The 18,099-nt window shown below is 71.7% G+C and carries 17 protein-coding genes; 8 read left to right on the top strand and 9 right to left on the bottom strand.

The window, feature by feature from the left end; all coding sequences use genetic code 11:
* Window positions 1–93: 93 nt before the first annotated feature.
* Window positions 94–2,025, top strand: coding sequence for an acetate--CoA ligase (gene acs, locus MLE42_RS09140; protein ID WP_243287577.1), 1,932 nt, complete (start codon window positions 94–96; stop codon window positions 2,023–2,025).
* 241 nt (window positions 2,026–2,266) lie between these two features.
* Here the strand turns inward: acs and MLE42_RS09135 are convergent, their stop codons facing one another.
* Together MLE42_RS09135 and MLE42_RS09130 are read right to left on the bottom strand one after the other, a co-directional pair.
* On the bottom strand, window positions 2,267–3,058 hold the full coding sequence (locus tag MLE42_RS09135) for a DUF5777 family beta-barrel protein (RefSeq protein WP_243287576.1): 792 nt from the start codon (window positions 3,056–3,058) through the stop codon (window positions 2,267–2,269).
* A 17-nt stretch (window positions 3,059–3,075) separates the two neighbouring features.
* A complete protein-coding gene (locus tag MLE42_RS09130; protein WP_243287575.1) occupies window positions 3,076–3,627 on the bottom strand; it encodes a QcrA and Rieske domain-containing protein in 552 nt (183 codons plus the stop codon).
* A gap of 177 nt (window positions 3,628–3,804) precedes the next feature.
* Here MLE42_RS09130 and MLE42_RS09125 point away from each other — a divergent pair, with 177 nt between their 5' ends.
* Window positions 3,805–4,278, top strand: a complete 474-nt coding sequence (locus MLE42_RS09125) for a DUF2231 domain-containing protein (RefSeq protein WP_243287574.1) — start codon at window positions 3,805–3,807, stop codon at window positions 4,276–4,278.
* A gap of 25 nt (window positions 4,279–4,303) precedes the next feature.
* A complete protein-coding gene (locus MLE42_RS09120) occupies window positions 4,304–5,518 on the top strand; it encodes an AmpG family muropeptide MFS transporter (protein ID WP_243287573.1) in 1,215 nt (404 codons plus the stop codon).
* Here MLE42_RS09120 and MLE42_RS09115 read toward each other — a convergent pair whose 3' ends face one another.
* From MLE42_RS09115 to MLE42_RS09105, 3 genes are read right to left on the bottom strand one after another with little or no spacing between them, the layout of a single operon-like run.
* Window positions 5,519–5,983: a rhodanese-like domain-containing protein gene (locus MLE42_RS09115; RefSeq protein WP_243287572.1), complete on the bottom strand. Its 465-nt coding sequence runs from the start codon at window positions 5,981–5,983 to the stop codon at window positions 5,519–5,521.
* A gap of 33 nt (window positions 5,984–6,016) precedes the next feature.
* Window positions 6,017–6,997 (bottom strand): RluA family pseudouridine synthase, encoded by a 981-nt coding sequence (locus MLE42_RS09110; RefSeq protein ID WP_243287571.1) that lies wholly within the window; start codon window positions 6,995–6,997, stop codon window positions 6,017–6,019.
* Window positions 6,994–7,809: a prolipoprotein diacylglyceryl transferase gene (locus tag MLE42_RS09105; RefSeq protein ID WP_243287570.1), complete on the bottom strand. Its 816-nt coding sequence runs from the start codon at window positions 7,807–7,809 to the stop codon at window positions 6,994–6,996. The genes MLE42_RS09110 and MLE42_RS09105 overlap by 4 nt, the downstream gene beginning before the upstream one ends.
* A 71-nt stretch (window positions 7,810–7,880) precedes the next feature.
* Here MLE42_RS09105 and lpxD point away from each other — a divergent pair, with 71 nt between their 5' ends.
* Window positions 7,881–8,870, top strand: coding sequence for a UDP-3-O-(3-hydroxymyristoyl)glucosamine N-acyltransferase (lpxD, locus tag MLE42_RS09100; RefSeq protein WP_243287569.1), 990 nt, complete (start codon window positions 7,881–7,883; stop codon window positions 8,868–8,870).
* 11 nt (window positions 8,871–8,881) lie between these two features.
* Here the strand turns inward: lpxD and MLE42_RS09095 are convergent, their stop codons facing one another.
* Together MLE42_RS09095 and MLE42_RS09090 are read right to left on the bottom strand one after the other, a co-directional pair.
* On the bottom strand, window positions 8,882–9,250 hold the full coding sequence (locus tag MLE42_RS09095) for a holo-ACP synthase (protein WP_243287568.1): 369 nt from the start codon (window positions 9,248–9,250) through the stop codon (window positions 8,882–8,884).
* Window positions 9,247–9,759, bottom strand: coding sequence for a GNAT family N-acetyltransferase (locus MLE42_RS09090; RefSeq protein WP_243287567.1), 513 nt, complete (start codon window positions 9,757–9,759; stop codon window positions 9,247–9,249). The genes MLE42_RS09095 and MLE42_RS09090 overlap by 4 nt, the downstream gene beginning before the upstream one ends.
* Window positions 9,760–9,799: 40 nt before the next feature.
* On the opposite strand from MLE42_RS09090, the gene MLE42_RS09085 reads away from it, so the two are divergent.
* Window positions 9,800–10,468, top strand: coding sequence for an HpcH/HpaI aldolase family protein (locus tag MLE42_RS09085; protein WP_243287566.1), 669 nt, complete (start codon window positions 9,800–9,802; stop codon window positions 10,466–10,468).
* A gap of 16 nt (window positions 10,469–10,484) precedes the next feature.
* On the opposite strand, the gene hrpB is transcribed toward MLE42_RS09085, so the two are convergent.
* Window positions 10,485–12,971, bottom strand: a complete 2,487-nt coding sequence (gene hrpB / locus MLE42_RS09080; protein WP_243287565.1) for an ATP-dependent helicase HrpB — start codon at window positions 12,969–12,971, stop codon at window positions 10,485–10,487.
* Window positions 12,971–13,882: a hypothetical protein gene (locus tag MLE42_RS09075; protein ID WP_243287564.1), complete on the bottom strand. Its 912-nt coding sequence runs from the start codon at window positions 13,880–13,882 to the stop codon at window positions 12,971–12,973. Before MLE42_RS09075 ends, hrpB begins: the two co-directional genes overlap by 1 nt.
* Window positions 13,883–14,006: 124 nt before the next feature.
* On the opposite strand from MLE42_RS09075, the gene MLE42_RS09070 reads away from it, so the two are divergent.
* The 3 genes from MLE42_RS09070 to MLE42_RS09060 are packed head-to-tail and all read left to right on the top strand — an operon-like array spanning window position 14,007 to window position 18,093.
* On the top strand, window positions 14,007–14,975 hold the full coding sequence (locus MLE42_RS09070) for a transketolase family protein (RefSeq protein WP_243287563.1): 969 nt from the start codon (window positions 14,007–14,009) through the stop codon (window positions 14,973–14,975).
* On the top strand, window positions 14,975–15,277 hold the full coding sequence (locus MLE42_RS09065) for a PH domain-containing protein (protein WP_243287562.1): 303 nt from the start codon (window positions 14,975–14,977) through the stop codon (window positions 15,275–15,277). The genes MLE42_RS09070 and MLE42_RS09065 overlap by 1 nt, the downstream gene beginning before the upstream one ends.
* A gap of 11 nt (window positions 15,278–15,288) precedes the next feature.
* On the top strand, window positions 15,289–18,093 hold the full coding sequence (locus tag MLE42_RS09060) for a serine/threonine-protein kinase (RefSeq protein WP_243287561.1): 2,805 nt from the start codon (window positions 15,289–15,291) through the stop codon (window positions 18,091–18,093).
* Window positions 18,094–18,099 lie beyond the last annotated feature (6 nt).

The following is an 18,099-nucleotide window of genomic DNA, read 5'->3' as shown; positions in this document are numbered from 1 at the left end:
GATCCCTGTCATGGGTTCCAGGTTCCACGACCGTGCTACCTTCCCTCCCAACCTTCCCATCCAATCCACCTCACCCCGTTCTCGGAGTCTTCCATGAGCGACGTGGAAATCAGCATCACCCAGCAGAAGACCATCCAGGCGCTGCAGAAGGGGGAGGCCCCCATTCCGATGAGGGGCTGGCTGGCCAAGCAGGCGGCCATCGACTACGAGGTGGAGCGGACCCTGGCAGAGGCGGATCCCGCGGCCTTCTGGGCCGACAAGGCCCGGAGCCTGGATTGGGCCGAGCCCTGGACGGAGGTCTTCCGGTTCAACGCCCCCAACCACGCCTGGTTCCTGGGCGGCAAGCTCAACGCCACGGTGAACTGCATCGACCGCCACGTGCACAGCGACCGCCGCAACAAGGCCGCCCTGCTGTGGGTGGGCGAGGACGGCGACGAGCGCTCCTACACCTACAACCGCCTCTACCGCGAGATGAACCGCTTCGCCAACACGCTCAAGCGACTGGGGGTGAAGAAGGGCGACCGGGTGATCCTCTACATGCCCCTCACGCCGGAAGGCATCATCTCCATGCTGGCCTGCGCCCGCATCGGCGCCATCCACAGCGTGGTCTACGCGGGCATGGGCGCGCTGGCGCTGCGCACCCGCATCGAGGACGCCGGCGCCAAGGTCGTTGTGTGCTCCGACTTCACCTACCGCCGCGGCAAGGCCATCGCCCTCAAGCCCATCGTGGACGAGGCGGTGCGCGACCTGACCACCGTGGATCACGTCATCGTCCATCGCCGTGGCTCGCGGCCGGGCGACGCCCCCGTCACCTTCGCCAGCGAGCGCGAGAAGGACTTCTACGACATCCAGCAGGGCCGCGACATCCACTGCGAGCCCGAGATGGTGGACGCCGAACACCCGCTGTTCATCCTCTACACCAGCGGAACGACCGGGAAACCGAAGGGCGTGGTGCATGCGACCGGCGGCTACATGGTGGGCGTCAACTACCTGAGCAAGGCCTTCTACCAGATCCAGGAGCGGGACATCTACTGGAGCACCTCCGACATCGGCTGGATCGTGGGCCACAGCTTCATCGTCTACGGTCCCCTGAGCATCGGTGCCACCGTCCTGTGCCGGGAGGGCGCGCCGGACTATCCGAGCCCGGAAGTCACCTGGGAGCTCTGCGAGCGCTTCGGGGTGAACGTCATGTTCACGGCCCCCACGGCCGTGCGCATGTGGATGAGCCACGGGGCCGAGGCCCCCGGGAAGTTCGATCTGAGCAAGCTGCGTCTCTTGGCCTGCGCCGGCGAGCCCCTGAACCCCGAGGCCCACCGCTGGGCCCAGCAGCACCTGGTGGGCCAGGGCAACGGCATGGTGGTGGACAACTGGTGGCAGACCGAAATCGCCGGGCCCGTCATCGGCACCCTGCCCACCTTCGAGGCCCGGCCCGGCAAGGCGGGCAAGCCCATGCCCGGGGCCCAGCTGGCGGTGGTGAACCGCGATGGCAGCGCGGTGCCGGATGGCCAGGGCGGCCTGCTGGTCATCAAGTTCCCGCTGCCCTACATGCTGCGGACAGTCTGGAACGATCCCAACCGCTACGAGGACTACTGGCGGGACATCCCGGGCTGCTACAGCGCGGGGGACGTGGCCGTGCGGGATGCCGATGGCTACATCGCCGTGCTGGGCCGCTCCGACGATGTGCTCAACGTGGCGGGCCACCGCATCGGCACCGCCGACGTGGAGGGCTCGCTCATCCGCCATCCCGCGGTGGCGGAAAGCGCCGTGGTGGGCATCCCCGACCCCATCAAGGGCGAGAGCATCAAGGCCTACGTGGTGGTCAAGGCGGGCATCGAGGCGGGTCCCGGTCTCATCGCCAGCCTCAAGGACCACGTTCGCGAGGATCTCGGCGGCATCGCCACCCCTTCGGACATCGAGATCCGCGCCAGCCTGCCCAAGACGCGGTCAGGCAAGATCGTCCGCCGCGCCCTCAAGGCCTGGGCCCTGGGGCAGGATCCGGGAGATCTGAGCACGCTGGCGGATTGATCCTCTCCGGGGGTTCTCCCCGCGGCGCGTGCGCCGCGGGGATCTAAGGTCGCGCTGCGCGCCTCCACCTGACGCCATGCTGCGCGTGGCTGCCGCTCGCCGGCGGCTCGCGGAGGTGGAGCCTCCCCCCGGGCGCCGAGCTTCCACCTTCCGGGGGTCCCGCGCTGCGCGCACCCCCCGGGCCTTCTCCTGCCCTCCGGTGGGCGGCGCATCGGGAAGCAGTGCCTCCAGGCTCGTGTCTTCAGAAAATCCGAACGAGGTTGAACCCCAGGGCCCAGCGGCCGGGGGGCCTGGGGCCGCCGGCGTAGTCGCCGCTCAGCACCTGGTGGGCGGTGGTGCCCTGGACGTTGGTGGCCAGGAGGGTGAAGCGATGGCCCTTGGTCTGGAAGCGGTAGCCCACGGCGAAGCCCTGCTCGTAGTTGGCACTGTCCAGGCGCGAGGGGCGGGGGTAGTACTCGGCCAGAAGGGACTGGCGTTCGAGGAAGCGCCAGCGGAGGCCGGCACCGGCGGTGAAGAGCGCCTGGTCCCGGGTGGTGGTGCGGGACAGCCAGGTGGGCACGAGGCTGACCGTGAAGGGGCCCGCCGTGAATTCCGCGGGGAGCTGCACGGCCGCGCCGGTGAGGCCCACGGTCCCGAAGGCGTAGGTGGTTCGCTGGATGGTCTCGTCGAAGCGCTCCACCCGGACCGCCAGGCGGACATGGGGACGGTTCAGGATCCGCTCCTGGAGGGCCAGGGTGACGGTCTTGCCATCCGCCGTGCGATAGACCTGGGCGTTGAGCCCGGGCACCGCGGCGATGCCGAGATCGAAGCCCAGGCCCGGGAAGTTTCCGCCATCCAGGCCATAGAGATCCTTCGAGTTCCCCCGGGCGGATTCGGTGAAGCGGTGCGTGAAGCGGATGGCGGGTTGCCAGCCCTCGAGGTGGTCTGCCGTGGGCAGGTTGAGGCCCAGGGGCAGATCTGGATCCTGGGCCGACAAACCGGAGGGAAGGAGCAGGGGTAAGCAGAGGAACAGGAGGATCGACCGGAGTGTCATGGGTGGCACCGGCCGGGTCAGGTCAGCCGCGTGGCGGCGGAGACGGGCTTGGAGGGATCGATCACCAGGGCCCCGCCCGGCGTGGCTTCGCTGACCTCGTAGTGCTGGAGGGTCGACCCCACCGGAGCCGGTCCCTGGGTCACGGTGCCGTTGAGATCGTACTGGCTGCCGTGGCAGGGGCAGCTGAAGCCGGTCTGCGTCGGACCGAGGCGCCCACCCTGGTGCAGGCAGCTCGCATTGAAGGCGTAGATGCCGGCGCTGTCCCGGACGAGGTAGTAGCCCTGGGCGGCTCCGAAGACCAGCGGGCAGCTGCCGGAGGCGGTGGTGGTGTAGTCCTTCACCGTCCCCGACGGCTGGGCCAGCATGCTGGCCTTCGTCTCCGAGGTGGTGACCGTGCTGGGCGGGGGTGGAGGAGGCGGCGGTGGCGCCGAGGCGGACCCCCCCCCGCCTCCTCCACAGGAGACGACCGCGGCCGCGGCAGCCACGGCGAGGGCGCAGGCGCAGAACTCCCGGCGGTCGAGGCCACTGGACGAGGTGGAGGTGGGGGTGGATGGTTCGGGGCGGGACATGGAACCTCCTCAGCGGTGACCGCGGCCGTGGCCACGGGACCTGCAGGCGAGGATGCGGCGCCGCCCGCAGCGGTCCCAGATCCGGATGGCAGAAACCGGCCCCTCCGGTCTGGCGTCCGCCCCGGCCGTGGGCGCATCCTGTTCGGGACATCCCGCCGATTCCGCCCCGGAGCTCCCGTGCCTCCCTTCAACCACCTCCATCCCGCCATCGTCCACTTCCCCATCGCGCTGCTGATGATGGCGCCGCTCCTCTTCCTCATCGGCGGGCTCTGGCCCGCCCAGCGCCGGGGCATCCACGCCATGGCGCTGCTCCTGCTGCTGCTCGGGCTCGCCGGGGCGCTGCTGGCCCTGGCCACCGGGGACGCCGCGGAGAACCTCGCGCACCGGACGCCGGCGCTGCGGGCAGCGCTGGAGCAGCATGAGGAGGCGGCCGAGTGGACCGTGGCCATCTTCAGCATTCTGGCGGGGACCTGGGTCCTTCACCTGGGGGCGTCCCGGTTCCTCCATCGGGACCTGCCGCCGCGCCTGGCCCGGATCCTGTTCATCCTCTGGCTGCTGGCCAGCGCCGTGGGGGTCGCGGCCTTGCTCCGCACGGGCCACCTGGGCGGCCACATGGTCCACGACCTGCACACCCACGGCGGAGAGCCCTGAGCCCGCGACCGGGTAGGCTGGTGGGATGAAGCCCCGCCAGTATGCCGTCCTCCTGCTCCTCGGCTTCGCGTCGGGGCTCCCGCTGTTCCTCACGGGCTCGACGCTGAAGGCCTGGATGACGGATGAGAAGCTGAGCCTGGCCACCATCGGCCTCTTCAGCTTCGTGACGCTGCCCTACAGCCTGAAAGTATTCTGGGCGCCCTTCCTGGACCGCTTCTCCCTGCCGGGACTGGGCCGGCGGCGGGGCTGGATGCTGGTCATGCAGGCGGGCATGGCCCTCGCGCTGGCCCGGCTGGCCCTCACCCAGCCGCATCTGGAGCTGCTTCATGTGGTGGTCCTGGCCCTGGCCGTGGCCGTCACCAGCGCCACCTTCGACATCGCCGTGGATGCCTGGCGGGCCGAAGCCCTGGACCAGAAGCACCTGGGTCTGGGCAACAGCATCCACATCGCCGCCTACCGCGTGGCCATGCTGGTGAGCGGCGGCCTGGCGCTCATCCTGGCGGACAAGCTGGGCTGGCGGGCCACCTACCTGGCCATGGCCGGCCTCACGGTCCTGGGCATGGCCGGCACCTGGCTGGCGGAGAACACCGATGCGGTGGCCCGGGCCCCGCGCACGCTGCGGGAGGCCATCTCCGGACCCCTCAAGGACCTGCTCCAGCGCCGGGGCATCGTCTACCTGCTGGCCTTCGCCGTGTTCTACAAGCTGGGCGACTGGCTGGCGGAGTCCATGACCATCCCCTTCCTGCTGCGGGGCATGGGCTTCACGAAGACCGAGATCGGCTTCGTGCAGAAGACCACGGCCATGGTGGCCATCATCCTGGGCGGCCTGCTGGGCGGCTGGATGCTCACGCGCATGAGCCTGCGCAAGGCGCTCTGGATCTGCGGTTTCGTGCAGGCCGGCAGCATCCTGGGCTTCTGGACCATCTCGCTGCTGGGCCGCCACCTGCCCCTGCTGGTGGCCGCGAACACGCTGGAGAACCTGGCCTACGGCATGGGGGGCAGCGCCTTCGCGGCCCTGCTCATGGGCGCCTGCAACCGCAGCTACACCGGCACCCAGTACGCGCTGTTCAGCGCCCTCATGGCTCTGCCTCGCACGCTCTTCGCGGGCCTCACGGGTTTCATGGCGGACTGGTACGGCTGGAAGCTGTACTTCCCCGTCTGCGCCGCCGCGGCCATCCCCGGCCTGCTGCTGCTGCTGCTCTGGGACCGCTGGGGGCTGGAGGAGCGGGAAGGGGCCTGATCACCGCACGATCGGCCGGCTCGCTCCGCGCCAGGCGCGCATGCCGCCCTTGAGGACATAGACCCACTCGAAGCCCCGGGCCAAGAGCAGGCGCAGGGCGCGGTGGGAGAGGGCGTCGGTCTCGTCCACGAGGACGAGGGCCCGCTTGGCCTGGGGGTCCGGAGCCCTGAAGCGCCGGGTGAGCTCCGCGAAAGGCACGTGCAGGCAGCCCCGGATGTGGCCCTGCCGGAAGGCAGCCTCATCCCGCAGGTCCACCAGCAGCACGCCGGGGCCCTGGAGGAGTTCCTCGACCTGGAGAGGATCGAGCACGGGGCGCCCCTGGCCCCGGCGCCAGGAGCGGAGGCGCGGCAGGGCCACCCCGAAGAGCAGGAGGAGGCAGAGGGCCGCGAAGACCAGGCCCGGCAGGAAGGGGTACGTCTCCATCCAGCCTCTCAGCGTCGTCAGGGCCTGTGCGAACGGAGACATGGCACCTCCCGGTACGGGGATGATGCCCCGGCCTCAGACCTCCGGCAAGCCCAGAGCGGCCGCGAGGGCCCGGAAGGCCTCGGGGACTGGCGCCACCGCGTCGATGCGGGCGCCGGTCAGGGGGTGGTCCACGGACAGCTTCCAGGCGTGGAGGGCCGGGTGGGGCAGCAGCAGGGCCCCGCCGTCCACATCCTTCCAGCGGCCCGGTCCGCCGTAGAGCGGATCGCCCATGAGCGGGGCCCGCAGGTGCGCCAGGTGCACGCGGATCTGGTGGGTGCGGCCCGTGAGCAGCTCGCACTCCACCAGGGCCACGCTGGTGGTGCGGGCCAGCACGCGGATGCGGGTCTGCGCGGGACGTCCGCCCTCGGCCACCACCATGCGCAGGCGGTCCTGCTTGTGGCGGGCGATGGGCTCGTCGATGAGGAGGCTGCCCAGCTGGGGCAGGCGCGGCGAGTGGCGCACCAGGGCCAGGTAGCGCTTCTCCACGGTGCGGGCCTTGAACTGGGCCTGGATGGCCCGCTGGGCCTCGGCAGTCTTGGCGAGGCAAAGGCAGCCGGTGGTGTAGCGGTCCAGGCGGTGCACGAGGCCCGGCCAGCCGGAAGCCAGTTCCTCGGCGTCCTCGCCTTCGTCGTCAGCCCCTTCGAGCACCACGGGGGCCTTCAGCCGGTGGAGCAGGGCGTTCACCACCGTGCCGCCGGCGTGGCCCGGCCCGGGGTGCACCACCATGCCCGCGGGTTTGTCCACGATCCAGAGCTGGCTGTCTTCGAACAGCGTGGGCAGGTCGATGGCCTCGGCCTCCAGGTGCGCGGCCGGGGCGGCGAGGATGGGCAGCTCCGTCTCCACCAGGTCCCCCGGGCGCAGCTTCACGCCGCCCTTGGACACCGGCTGTCCGTTCACCTTCACCTCGCCCGTGCGCACGTGGGCATCCCAGCGAGCCCGGGGCACTTCGGGAAAACGGTCCGCCAGGAAGCGGTCCAGGCGGGGGGCGCCGTCCTCGGCGCGGAGGCTGATCATCGGGTCGCTTCCTTCCTGCGGCTCCAGAACAGCCAGAGGCCCAGGCCCAGCATCATGAAGGCCACGCCCGTGAGGCGGCCGGTGCTGAGCCAGGCCCAGCCCAGCCAGCCGGTGCCGCGGTCCACATCGCCGCGCCAGGTCTCCGTGACGATGCGGCCCAGCCCCTCCACCAGGAAGTAGAGGGAGAAGATCTGGCCCTGGAACCGGCGCTTTCCGCGGGCCAGCAGGAGGATGGCCATCACCGTGAGGTTGGCGAGGCTGTTGTAGAGCTGCACGGGGTGCAGGGGGACGTCGAGCGGGGTGCCGCTGAAGGCGTGGGCGATGGGGTCGGTGAAGGTGGCGGCCCAGGCCACGTGGGTCTCCGTGCCGTAGCAGCAGCCGGCGGAGAAGCAGCCCAGGCGGCCGATGGCCTGGCCCAGGGCCACCCCGGGCACCAGGGCGTCGCCGGTGAGGCGCAGAGGCAGGCCCTGACCCTTCCGGAGCTTCCAGAAGAAGGTGGCCGTGGCGGCGATGATGCCGCCGTGGATGGCCCCGCCGGCCCGCAGCGTGGACATCGTGAAGACCTCGCGGAAGGTCATGGCGCCTTCCTGGCCGGCGGGCGTGAAGAGGCCCACGACGATCATCAGCAGCTTGGAGCCCACGATGGCGGCGATGAGGACGGCGATGGCCATGTCCGTGATGGCGGCCGGGTTCAGACCGTCCAGCTTCGCCTGCCGCTTGGCGAGGGCGGTGCCCGCGAAGAAGGCGATGGCCAGCAGCAGCCCGTAGGTGCCCAGGGGGAAGGAACCGATCTCGAAAAGAACTGGATGCATGCGGGATCCCGACGGGAGACTGGAAACTGAAGGCTGAAGGCTGAAGACTGAAGATTGACGAGGAGGGTGCCATGCCGATCATCACAGCCCGGGACCTGGCGGAGCGTCTGGGCGGCAGCCTTGAGCATTGTCCCCCGGATCGGCCCATTTCCGAAGTGAAGCCCCTGGAAGAGGCCGGGGCGGGGTCGGTATCTTTCCTGGCCAATCCCAAATATGCCGCGAAGGCCAGGGAAAGTGCCGCGGGCCTGATCTTCGTGGACGCCACGGCGGACATGGGCGACCACCCCGTCCTCCGGGTGAAGCATCCCTACTGGGCCTTCGCCCAGGCCATCGGCTGGCTGCACCCGGAGCCGGCCCCCGAGTGGAGCGACCGCCCCGTGCATCCCACGGCCGTGATCGGCCAGGACTGCCGCCTCGCGCCGGGCGCCACCGTGGGGGCCCGCACCGTGCTGGGGAAGGGCTGCGTGCTGCACCCCGGCGCCCACGTGGGCGACGACTGCGTGCTGGGCGAAGGCTGCGAGTTGTTCCCCGGCGCCGTGCTCTACCGCCGCACGCGGCTGGGGAACCGCGTGGCCATCCACGCCAACTCCGTGGTGGGCAGCGACGGCTACGGCTACGTGCTGGTGGAGGGCCGCCACGCCAAGATCCCCCAGGTGGGCTGGGTGGAGGTGGGCGACGATGTGGAGATCGGGGCCTGCGTGTGCATTGACCGCGGCGTGCTGGGCCCCACGCGCATCGGCCTGGGCACCAAAATCGACAACCAGGTGCAGGTGGGCCACAACGTGCAGGTGGGGAACCACTGCCTGCTGGTGAGCCAGACCGGCATCAGCGGCTCCACGAAGCTGGGGGACTATGTGACCCTGGCGGGCAAGGTGGGCGTGGTGGGGCACATCGAGATCGGCAGCCGCAGCGTGGTGGGCGGCAACAGCGTGGTGGCCAAGAGCCTGCCCGAGGGCAGCTTCGTCACCGGCTTCCCCGCCCGGCCCCACAAGGAGTGGACCGAGGCCCAGGCCGCCCTGAACCGCCTGCCGCGGCTCATGAAGCAGCTGCGCAAGGGCTGATCGGCCCCTGATCAGCCTTCGAGGATGACCACGGCCACGGCGAGGTCCCCGTCGTGGCTCACGCTGCCGTGAAGCTTCCGGATGCCGCGTGCCGCCAGCAGGTCCGCCAGGGCCCCCACCGCCCACAGGCGCCCGTTCACGTAGCGCAGCTCCTTCCAGGACCAGCCGTCCAGACCCGTGCCCAGGGCCTTGCCGAAGGCCTCCCGCAGGGCCCAGCGTCCCGCCAGGCGCTCGGGCAGCCGCTCCCGGTTGCCCCCCAGCAGGTAGTCCGCCTCCTCGGGATGGAGGATCCGCCGCGCGCCCTTCTCAGCCCCGAAGCGCTCGGTGAGGTGCCGCCAGCGGCTCGGCGGACAGAGGTCGGTGCCCAGTCCGAGGATCATGCGAGCTCCCGCGCGTACCAGCGGTCGCAGCCGCCGTGGCCGGTGCGGCCCAGGGGGGCGCACAGGGGCTGGAAGCCCAGCTTGCCGTAGAGCTTCATGGCCTGGTCCATGCCCGTGAGGGTCTCCAGGTAGCAGGTGCGGTAGCCCAGGTCCTTCGCCACGGCCAGGCAGTGGCGCAGCAGGGCCTCGCCCGTACCCTTCCCCCGGGCCCGGGGCAGGAAATACATCTTGCGCAACTCGCAGACGCCCGGCTCGCCGCCCTCCAGGGCCGCGATGCCGCCGCCGCCGACCAGCGTTCCGTCCTCGTCCACCACCACGAAGTAGGCCGCGCCGGGGGCGGCATAGGCCCGGCTCATGTGGTCCACCTCGGGATCGTGGAGGGCGAAGCCTGGGCCGTCCGCTCCGAATTCCGGCATTACCGCGCGGATGATGGCGGCCACGGCGGCGTCGTCCTGGGGCTGGATGGGGCGGAAGGTCAGCATGGGTTCCAGGTTACCAAACCGGCTCATCCGGATCCGATCTGGTCCAATCTTGGATGTGGAGGTGCCCATGTCCCCGACCCCCTTCCCCGACCGCCTGCGCGCCGGCGAACCACTGCTGGGGACCCTGGTGCAGATCCCCCGGCCGGAGGTGGCCGCGGCCCTGGCCCGACAGGGCTTCGACTGGCTGTTTCTCGACGGCGAGCATGGGGGTTTCGGGCCGGCGGAAACCTCCCGCACCCTGGCGGCCCTGAAGGGCGCCGTGCCCTGCCTGTTGCGGGTGCCTTCGCTGGATCCGGAGGTCCTCGCGGACGCGGCCGCCGTCGGCGCCGAGGGCCTCATCGTGCCCCACGTGGACAGCTCGGCCCAGGCGGAGGCGGCCGTGCGCGCCGTCCGGGGCCGGGGCCTGGTGGTGGTGCAGGCTGAGTCCAGGGAAGCCCTGGCGGATATCGGCGCCATCGCCCGGGTGCCTGGCGTGGACGCCGTCTTCGTGGGCCCCTACGACCTGAGTGCCAGCCTGGGGATCTCCGAGGAGTTCGGCCATCCCGTCTTCCTGGAGGCGGTGGATCGCATCGCCCGCGCCTGCCGCGAAGCCGCCATGCCCCTTGGCATCTTCCGCATGACCGCCGCCGAAATGCGACCCCACGCCGCCGCCGGCTTCACCCTCCTGGCCACCGGCCTGGACAGCACCCTGCTGGAGGCCGGGGCGAGGGCGCTGCTGGCGGAGCTGCGTGGCTGAGCTGCGTGGCTGAGCCTCACTCCGGCCAGTGGTGCTTGGGATACCGCCGCGACAGTCCCGGCCGCAGCTCCTGGTAAGCCCGCTGCCAGAAGCCGGCGAGGTCGGTGGTGACCTGCACGGCGCGCATGTTGGGCGCCAGGAGGTGCAGCACCAGGGGCACGGCACCGCCGGCCACGGCGGGCGTCTTCTTGAGGCCCCAGAAGTCCTGGAGCCGCGAAGCGATCCAGGGCGGATCGTTCTCGTAGTGGACCTTCGTGGGCCGGCCCTTGGGCAGCTGGATGGCCTCCGGGGCCCAGGTGTCGAGGAGACGCAGAACCTCGGAGGGGAAGGCCTGGCGAAGGGCCGCGGGCCAGTTCACGTCCTGCACCTCGCGCAGGGTCGTGCGGCCCGCGCAGGCGCCCGCCAGCAGGGGACCCAGCAGATCCTCCGGCAGGTCCAGGTCCGGCCGGTGCTTCCGCAGGAAGGAGAGGCGGGCCAGGTAACTCGTGGGCGCTTCGTCCAGGGGGCGGCCGCGCAGGGCCTCGGCCAGCATGGCCGCCACGCGCGGATCCGCAGGATCCGCGGGGCCCCGGCTGCTGTCGATGGGGAGGCCATCGTAGCGGATCTCCGACTGCCGCTCCACGCGCCCGGCCGAAGCGTTGAACCGCAGCTCGTCCACGTCCTCGAGCCGTTCCGGGAAGGCGTCCAGCAGCCAGTCCGCCTCGCAGCGGGAGGCCAGGCGGATGAGCGTCTGTCCGCCCGTGCCCTGCTTCTGGGCCTCGGCCTCCAGGGCCAGGATGAGGCCGGGGCGCCGCACGCGGCTGGCGGGATCCAGCTTCGCCCCGCCGCCCCCCGCGAAGGCGCAGGTGCCGTTGGCGGAGAGCTGGCCCACGCGGTCCGGGTAGGCGGCGAGGAGGGCCTTCAGCAGGCGCGGCTCGGCATCCGGGGGCTCCGGCGCGGCCGGCAGCAGGCGCGCGAGAGACTGCACGGCCCGCTTCGCGCGGTGCACGGCAGAGGCGTCCAGCCCCGCGGCCCGGCAGGCGCCCGCGCCGAAGCCCGCGGCCTCGGCCTCCTCGAACTGGTCCAGCCGCAGCAGCAGGTCCGAATCGGCGCCATGGCCCGTCTTCACAGGTGCCCGATCCAAACCCTGCCGGGCCGACAGGCTGCCGGTCTCGAGCAGGGCCGCGGCGCGGAGGGCCAGCCGCGGGATGCCCAGGTCCTCTCCGGCCACGGCCAGCCGCGCCAGGCGCGGGTGCAGGGGCAGGTCCGCCATGCGCCGGCCCACGGTCGTGAGGGCACCGTCCGCCAGGGCGCCCAGGCGCGCGAGCAGGCCCTCGGCGGCGGCCACGGCGGCCTCGGGTGGGGCCTCGAACCAGTGGAGATCGGAAAGCCGTGTGATGCCCATGCCGTGCAGGGCGAGGATGGGCTCGGCGAGGTCGGCCCGCTGCAGCTCCGGCGTGTCGAAGGCGGGGCGGGCCTGAAAGTCGGCCTCCGGGTAGAGGCGCAGGCAGCGGCCCGGTCCCGTGCGCCCGGCGCGACCCGTGCGCTGGACGCAGCGCGCCTGGCTGATGCGCACCGTGCGCAGGCCCGAGAGGCCGGACCAGGGCGAGTGCGAGGCCTCGCGGCCCAGGCCGGAATCCACCACGGCGCCGATGCCATCCAGCGTCACGGAGCTCTCCGCCACGTTGGTGCTGAGGATGACCTTGGGCGTATCGGTCACCTCCAGAGCGTGGCTCTGGGCCTCCGGCGACAGCTCGCCGTGCAGGGGCCGCAGGCTCAGGCCCCGCCGGACTGCCACGGCCTCACAGCCCCTCAGGCAGGCCCGGATCTCCGCCGCGCCGGGCAGGAAGACCAGCGTGTGGCCCTTCAGTCCTTCGCCGTAGAGGCGGTCCAGGGCGTCGGCGACCTGCTGCTCGATGGGCCGGTCGTCGGGGCGGGACAGGAATGTGGTGTCCACGGGGAAGGCCCGGCCCTCGCTCCGCAGCACGGGCGCGTCCAGGTAGGCCGCCACGGGACCGGGGTCCAGGGTGGCGGACATGACCAGCAGCTTCAGGTCCGGCCGCGAGGCGCGCTGGAGGCGCCGCAGCAGCGTGATGGCCAGGTCCGTGTGCAGGTGGCGCTCGTGGAACTCGTCCAGCACCACGGCGGCGATGCCCCGCAGCTGTGGATCGCCGTGCAGGCGCCGCAGCAGCAGACCCTCCGTGACGAAGCGCAGGCGGGTGGCCTTGGAGACCTTCTGCTCGAAGCGCACGGCGTAGCCCGCCCGCTCGCCCAGCGCCTCGCCCAGCTCGTCCGCCACGCGGGTGGCGGCCAGGCGGGCGGCCAGGCGCCGGGGCTCGAGGATCCAGCACTCGCCTCCGTTCCTGCCTTCCCCGCCATCCAGCAGGCCCGCCTCCATCAGCGCCGGGGGCACCCGCGTGGTCTTGCCCGCGCCTGGATCCGCCTGGAGCACCAGGTTCGGGTTTCCCTGCAGGCTGGCGACGATCCGGGGCAGCAGGGGGTCGATGGGAAGGGACGTGCGCATCAGCACCCCAGCGCCGTGCGGAACGCCGCCGGGTCGTCCACGGAGACCAGCAGCCGCTGCGTGGGCCGGCCGGGGCCCAGCATCCCGTCCACGCGGACGGGGGCCGCCAGGGCCAGCTCCAGCTGAGGGGCCCCCGTGGCGACGAGCCTCGCCACGCCCTGGAGGTGGGCGTGGCGGGCCCAGTCGTCGTCGAAGTCCGGCAGGGGCGCCACGGACCGCACCGAGGCCGCCGGGAAGGCCACGGACTTCACCAGGCCCTGGTGGAGGCGGACCTCGCCATCCTGGACCTGGTGGGGGCGGGCCTTGATTGAGGCGTAGAGGCCGAAGAGCCAGAGCACCGCGTAGGCCGTGGAGGCGTGGAGCACCCAGCGCAGGCCGGGCGCAAGGTGGGGGGAGAGGGCGTGAAGCAGCAGGACGTCGCCGGGGAGCAGGAGGGGCAGGGCCGGGAGGAGGCTCCGGAGGGCGGATTCCCGGTAGTGGCTGAACCCTACGGGGGCGGGATCGCGGAAGCCGCCCAGCAGGAAGCGGAGGGCGCCGGCCAGCATCACCAGCTCCAGGGCCATGAGCCGGGCGGCCCGCGGGGGCACGAAGGCCTCGAAGGCGGCGGCGATCCGGGTCTCGGGCCAGACGCCGGGGAGGGCGACTGCCTGCCGCCAGGCGCGCATGGCCAGAGCGGCCAGGAGGAGCTCGAGGGCCAGGGCTGTCCCCAGGCGGAGCCGCAGCACCCAGCTCGTGCCGCCGGACAGCAGGAGGCCCAGCCCCTCGGCCAGCACCACGGCCGGAAGCAGCAGGCGCGTGCCGGGGAGGGCGCCGCGGCGCCATCGGGCCAGCAGGACGGCGAGGCGCACGGCCACCAGCCCGAGCAGGGCAGCCAGGATCCAGGTCGAGGCCCGGGACGAGAATGCGACCATGCCCCCAGCCTAAAGCCTTCTGGGCAAAACCAGCGGGTCCACCGGCGACCTGCCTGCTCCGGCCGCCCCGCGGAGACGTGCTCCGGTCCGCTCGCGTAGAATGGATCCTTCGACGGGAGCAGGCATGGCGGGCATGGAGACGGCGGGTGTGGGCGGCAAGGCGGGCGTGGTGATGGACAGCCTGCGGGACGCCTATGGGGACACCCTGGTGGAGCTGGGGAACGAAGGCGCCAACCTCGTGGTGTTCGACGCGGATCTGGCCGGCTCCACCCGCACCAGCAAGTTCGCCAAGGCCTTCCCGGAGCGCTTCTTCAACATGGGCGCCGCCGAGCAGGGCATGGTGGCCGCCGCCGCGGGGGCCAGCACCACGGGCGTGGTGCCCTTCGTGAGCACCTTCGCCATGTTCGCCACGGGCCGCGCTTACGAGTTCGTCCGCCAGGCCGTGGGCGTGGGCCACCAGAACGTGAAGATCGTGGCCACCCACGCCGGCCTCACCGTGGGCGAGGACGGCGGCACCCACCAGTGCCTGGAGGACCTGGCCCTCATGCGGATGATCCCGGGCATGACCGTGATCTCGCCCGCCGACGGCATCGAGACGAAGCAGGCCATCCGCGCCGCCTACGCCCACCAGGGGCCCGTCTACGTCCGCCTCACCCGCGACAAGTTCCCCCGCATCCATGCCGAGGACTACCGCTTCCAGATCGGCAAGGCCGTGATGATGCGCCCCGGCACGGACGTGCTGCTGGTGGGCTGCGGCCTGGGCACCTCCCTCTGCCTCGCGGCGGCGGACCTGCTGGCCGCCGAGGGCATCGAGGCCACGGTGCTGCACTGCCCCACGATCAAACCCTTCGACCGCGAGACGCTGGTGAGGCTGGCGAAGGCCCACCGGGCCGTCGTCACCTGCGAGGAGCATCAGGCCCACGGCGGCCTGGGCGGCGTGGTGGCGGAGATCCTGTCCGAAGCCCATCCCATGCCGGTGCGGCGCGTGGGCGTGCAGGACCAGTTCGGCCAGAGCGGCAAGCCCGAGAAGCTGCTGGAGGCCTACGGCATCACGCCCCAGGCCGTGGCCGCCGCGGCGAAGGCGGCGCTCTGATGTCCACCGAGACCTTCCAGGCCAGCCGCTGGACCCAGGGCAACCACCTGTTCACCACCGTGATCGAGGTGACAGATACCGCCGTGATCCGCCGCAAGCGGTCCTGGTTCACGGTGAACGAGATCAGCATCCACCTCTCCAAGGTGGCCAGCGTCCGCATCGAGACCGGCCTGCTTTGGTCCGACATCACCGTCGAGAGCACCGGCGGCAGCGACCCGCTGACCAGCCACGGCCACACCAAGGCCGACGCCCGCCGCATCAAGGAGCTCATCGAGGCCGCGCAGAGCCGGGGCATGCGCTAACAGGGAAGATCATGCCGCCAGCGACGCCAGCGCCTCCCGATCCGGAGTCCCGGCGGCCTTCCGGGGCCGGCGTCCTGCCTGCGGGGTCCAGGATCGGCCGCTTCGAGGTGCAGGCCCTCCTGGGGCGGGGGGGCATGGGGGCGGTGTACCTGGCCTGGGACCCCGTGCTGGAGCGGAGGGTCGCTCTCAAGGCGATCCACCTGGGCGAGGACGGGAAGGCCATGGCCAAGGCCAGGTTCCGCCGGGAGGCCAAGGCGCTGGCCCAGCTCAACCACCGGAATGTGTGCCAGGTGCACGACTGGGTGGAGACGGACGGGAGTGCCTACATCGCCATGGAGTTCATCGAGGGGAAGACCCTGGCCGAGCTGGCGAAGGGGCTGGATCTCCGGCGCAAGCTCTTGATTCTGCGCGCCATCGCCTACGCCCTGGAGGCAGCCCACGCCAAGGGGATCATCCACCGGGACCTGAAACCCAGCAACGTGATGGTGGATGCCGACGGCCAGGTCAAGGTCCTGGATTTCGGTCTGGCCAGACTCGTGGATTCAACCTCGGCCGAGGGGGAGGATCCGACCGGGAACGCCCTCAATCTCACGGGCCTGAACCACCCACAGGATGGCGGACCGACGCTGGCGGCTGTCCCGGGCCCGACCCGGGAGGAACGGACGAGCGTGGGCGCGGCGCCTCCCTCTCCGTCACCTTCCGACTGGGGTGAGATGACGGAAGCCGGCGTGTTCATGGGCAGTCCCACCTACGCGTCTCCGGAGCAGATGCGCGGGAAGCGCGCCGGTCCGCCGAGCGACGTGTTCTCCCTGGGCGTGGTCGCCTGGGAGCTTCTGCTGGGGGATCACCCGTTTCCGGGCGAGGGCCGGGAGAGGATGGTGGCCACCATCCAGGGCGACCTCAGGCCGCTGCGCGGCCGGGGGTTGCCCCGATGGCTGGGGGCCCTGCTGCGGACCATGCTCCTGCGGGAGGCGGCCAAGCGGCCGACGAGCCGCCAGGTGGCCGATGCCATCGGCCGCCACCTGGCGGGGAATCCGGCCGCCAGGTGGGCCGCCGGCCTTGCGATCGGTCTCGCCGTGGTGGCGGGGGGCGGCTACTACCTGTTCGGACGCAGCATCATCGGGGACCTGGGCAGGGGACGCCCGCCACGGATGGCGGTCATGCCGATCCGCAACGCCACGGGGGATCCGGCCTTCGACGCCCAGGTGGGCGTGGGCATGACGGAGCTCCTGTCGACGGCCCTGCGAGGCTCGCCCCACATGGACGTGGTGGAGCCCGAATCCGTGGCCCGGGTGCTGTCCACCCTCCGCATCTCCGCCTCAGAGGCCCTGGATCCAGCCAGCCAGCCCCGGATCGCCAACGCCCTGGGCGCCCAGCTGTTCCTCCGGGGAACCCTGGGCCGGGACCCCGCCGGGCAGGTGAACGTGCTGACCTACGAGCTGGTGGACGGATCGGGACGCATCCGCTTCTCGGGGGCGGCGCGGGCCCCCCGCCAGGGTTCGTTCGCCCCCTACGAGCTGGTGGATCCCGCCGCCAACGACCTGCTTCGGAAGGTGGATCCACTTCGGGCGAGCACGATCCAGAACACGCCTGTGCCACCGCAAGCCTTTGCCGCCTATGCCCAGGGAAAGGCTTTGTTCTTGAAGGGGGATTTCAAGGGCAGCGAGCCCTATCTCCAGGACGCCGCCATGAAGGCCCCGGCCTTCTCCAGCGCCGTGTCGGCCTATGCCGCCTGCCTCCGCCGCCTCGGCCGGGATCAGGCGCCCGCGGTCGCCAACTGGGCGCTCATGTCCGCGAAGGCCACCGGGGACCGGTGGGCCGAGGGGCGGACCCTGGGCCTGAAGGCCTACCTGGCCAAGGATCTCGGCCAGCTCGATGAATCCGAGAAGCTCCGGGAGGCCACCCTGGCTCTGGCCCAGGCCATCGGCGACCGGGATGGGGAGATCATCGCCTACAACCACCTGGGTCTGATCGCGGCCGAGCGGGGGAAGTCCAAGGCGGCCCGGGATTTCTACGAGCGCTCGCTCCAGCTCAGCCAGGAGACCGGAGACAAGGTGTACCAATCCCTGGCCCAGAACAACCTGGCCAACCTCGCGCTGAAGCAGGGCGATCTCGGGACCGCCGAAGCCCTCTACCAGAGCAACCTGAACCTCCAGCAGGGGCTGAGGAACCGGTGGGGCGAGGCCCTCGCCCAGAACAACCTGGGAGTGGTCGCGCTCATGGCCCGGGACCTGCCGGCGGCCGAAGCGCGGCTGACCGCCGCCCTGGCGACCCGGGAGTCCGTGGGCGATCGGGTGGGCCGCATCACCTGCCTGCGGAACCTCGGCATCCTGGCCCAGATGAAGGGGGACCTGCCCGGCTCCGCGGGCTTCCACCGCCGCGCGCTCGACCTTGCGGAGACCTCGGGGCTGCGGACCATCGAGGCCGAGTGCCGGTTCTACGCAGCCGAGCTGGATCGCCTCCAGCAGCGGTTCGGCCCGGCCCTGGCTGGCTACCGGCAGGTCCTCGAGCTCCTGCCGGAAGGGGTGACTCCGGATGTCCGGGCGAACGCCCAGGCGGCCGCCGCGGAATGCCTGGTCCGCAAGCCCCGGCCCGATCTGAAGGAAGCCGGGAAGTGGCTCCTCGCCATTCCGGCCGGGTCCGCGGACTCGCCCTACGTCCACCGGGCCAAGGCCTGGCTGGCGGCCCGGTCGGGCCAGCGCGAGGCGGCCCTGGCCGAGCTGGTGCGTGCGACCGAGGATCCCAGCCGTCAGGCTCCGGAGATCCGGGCCGAACTCGAGGCCGCACGGACCACCTTCCTGGCGGAGGCCCGCTAGCGCGGG

This window comes from Geothrix terrae, assembly GCF_022808775.1.
Classification (GTDB): Bacteria; Acidobacteriota; Holophagae; order Holophagales; family Holophagaceae; genus Geothrix; species Geothrix terrae.
The sequence above is the reverse complement of the archived record's forward strand: the minus strand, read 5'-3'. Positions and strand labels throughout refer to the sequence as shown.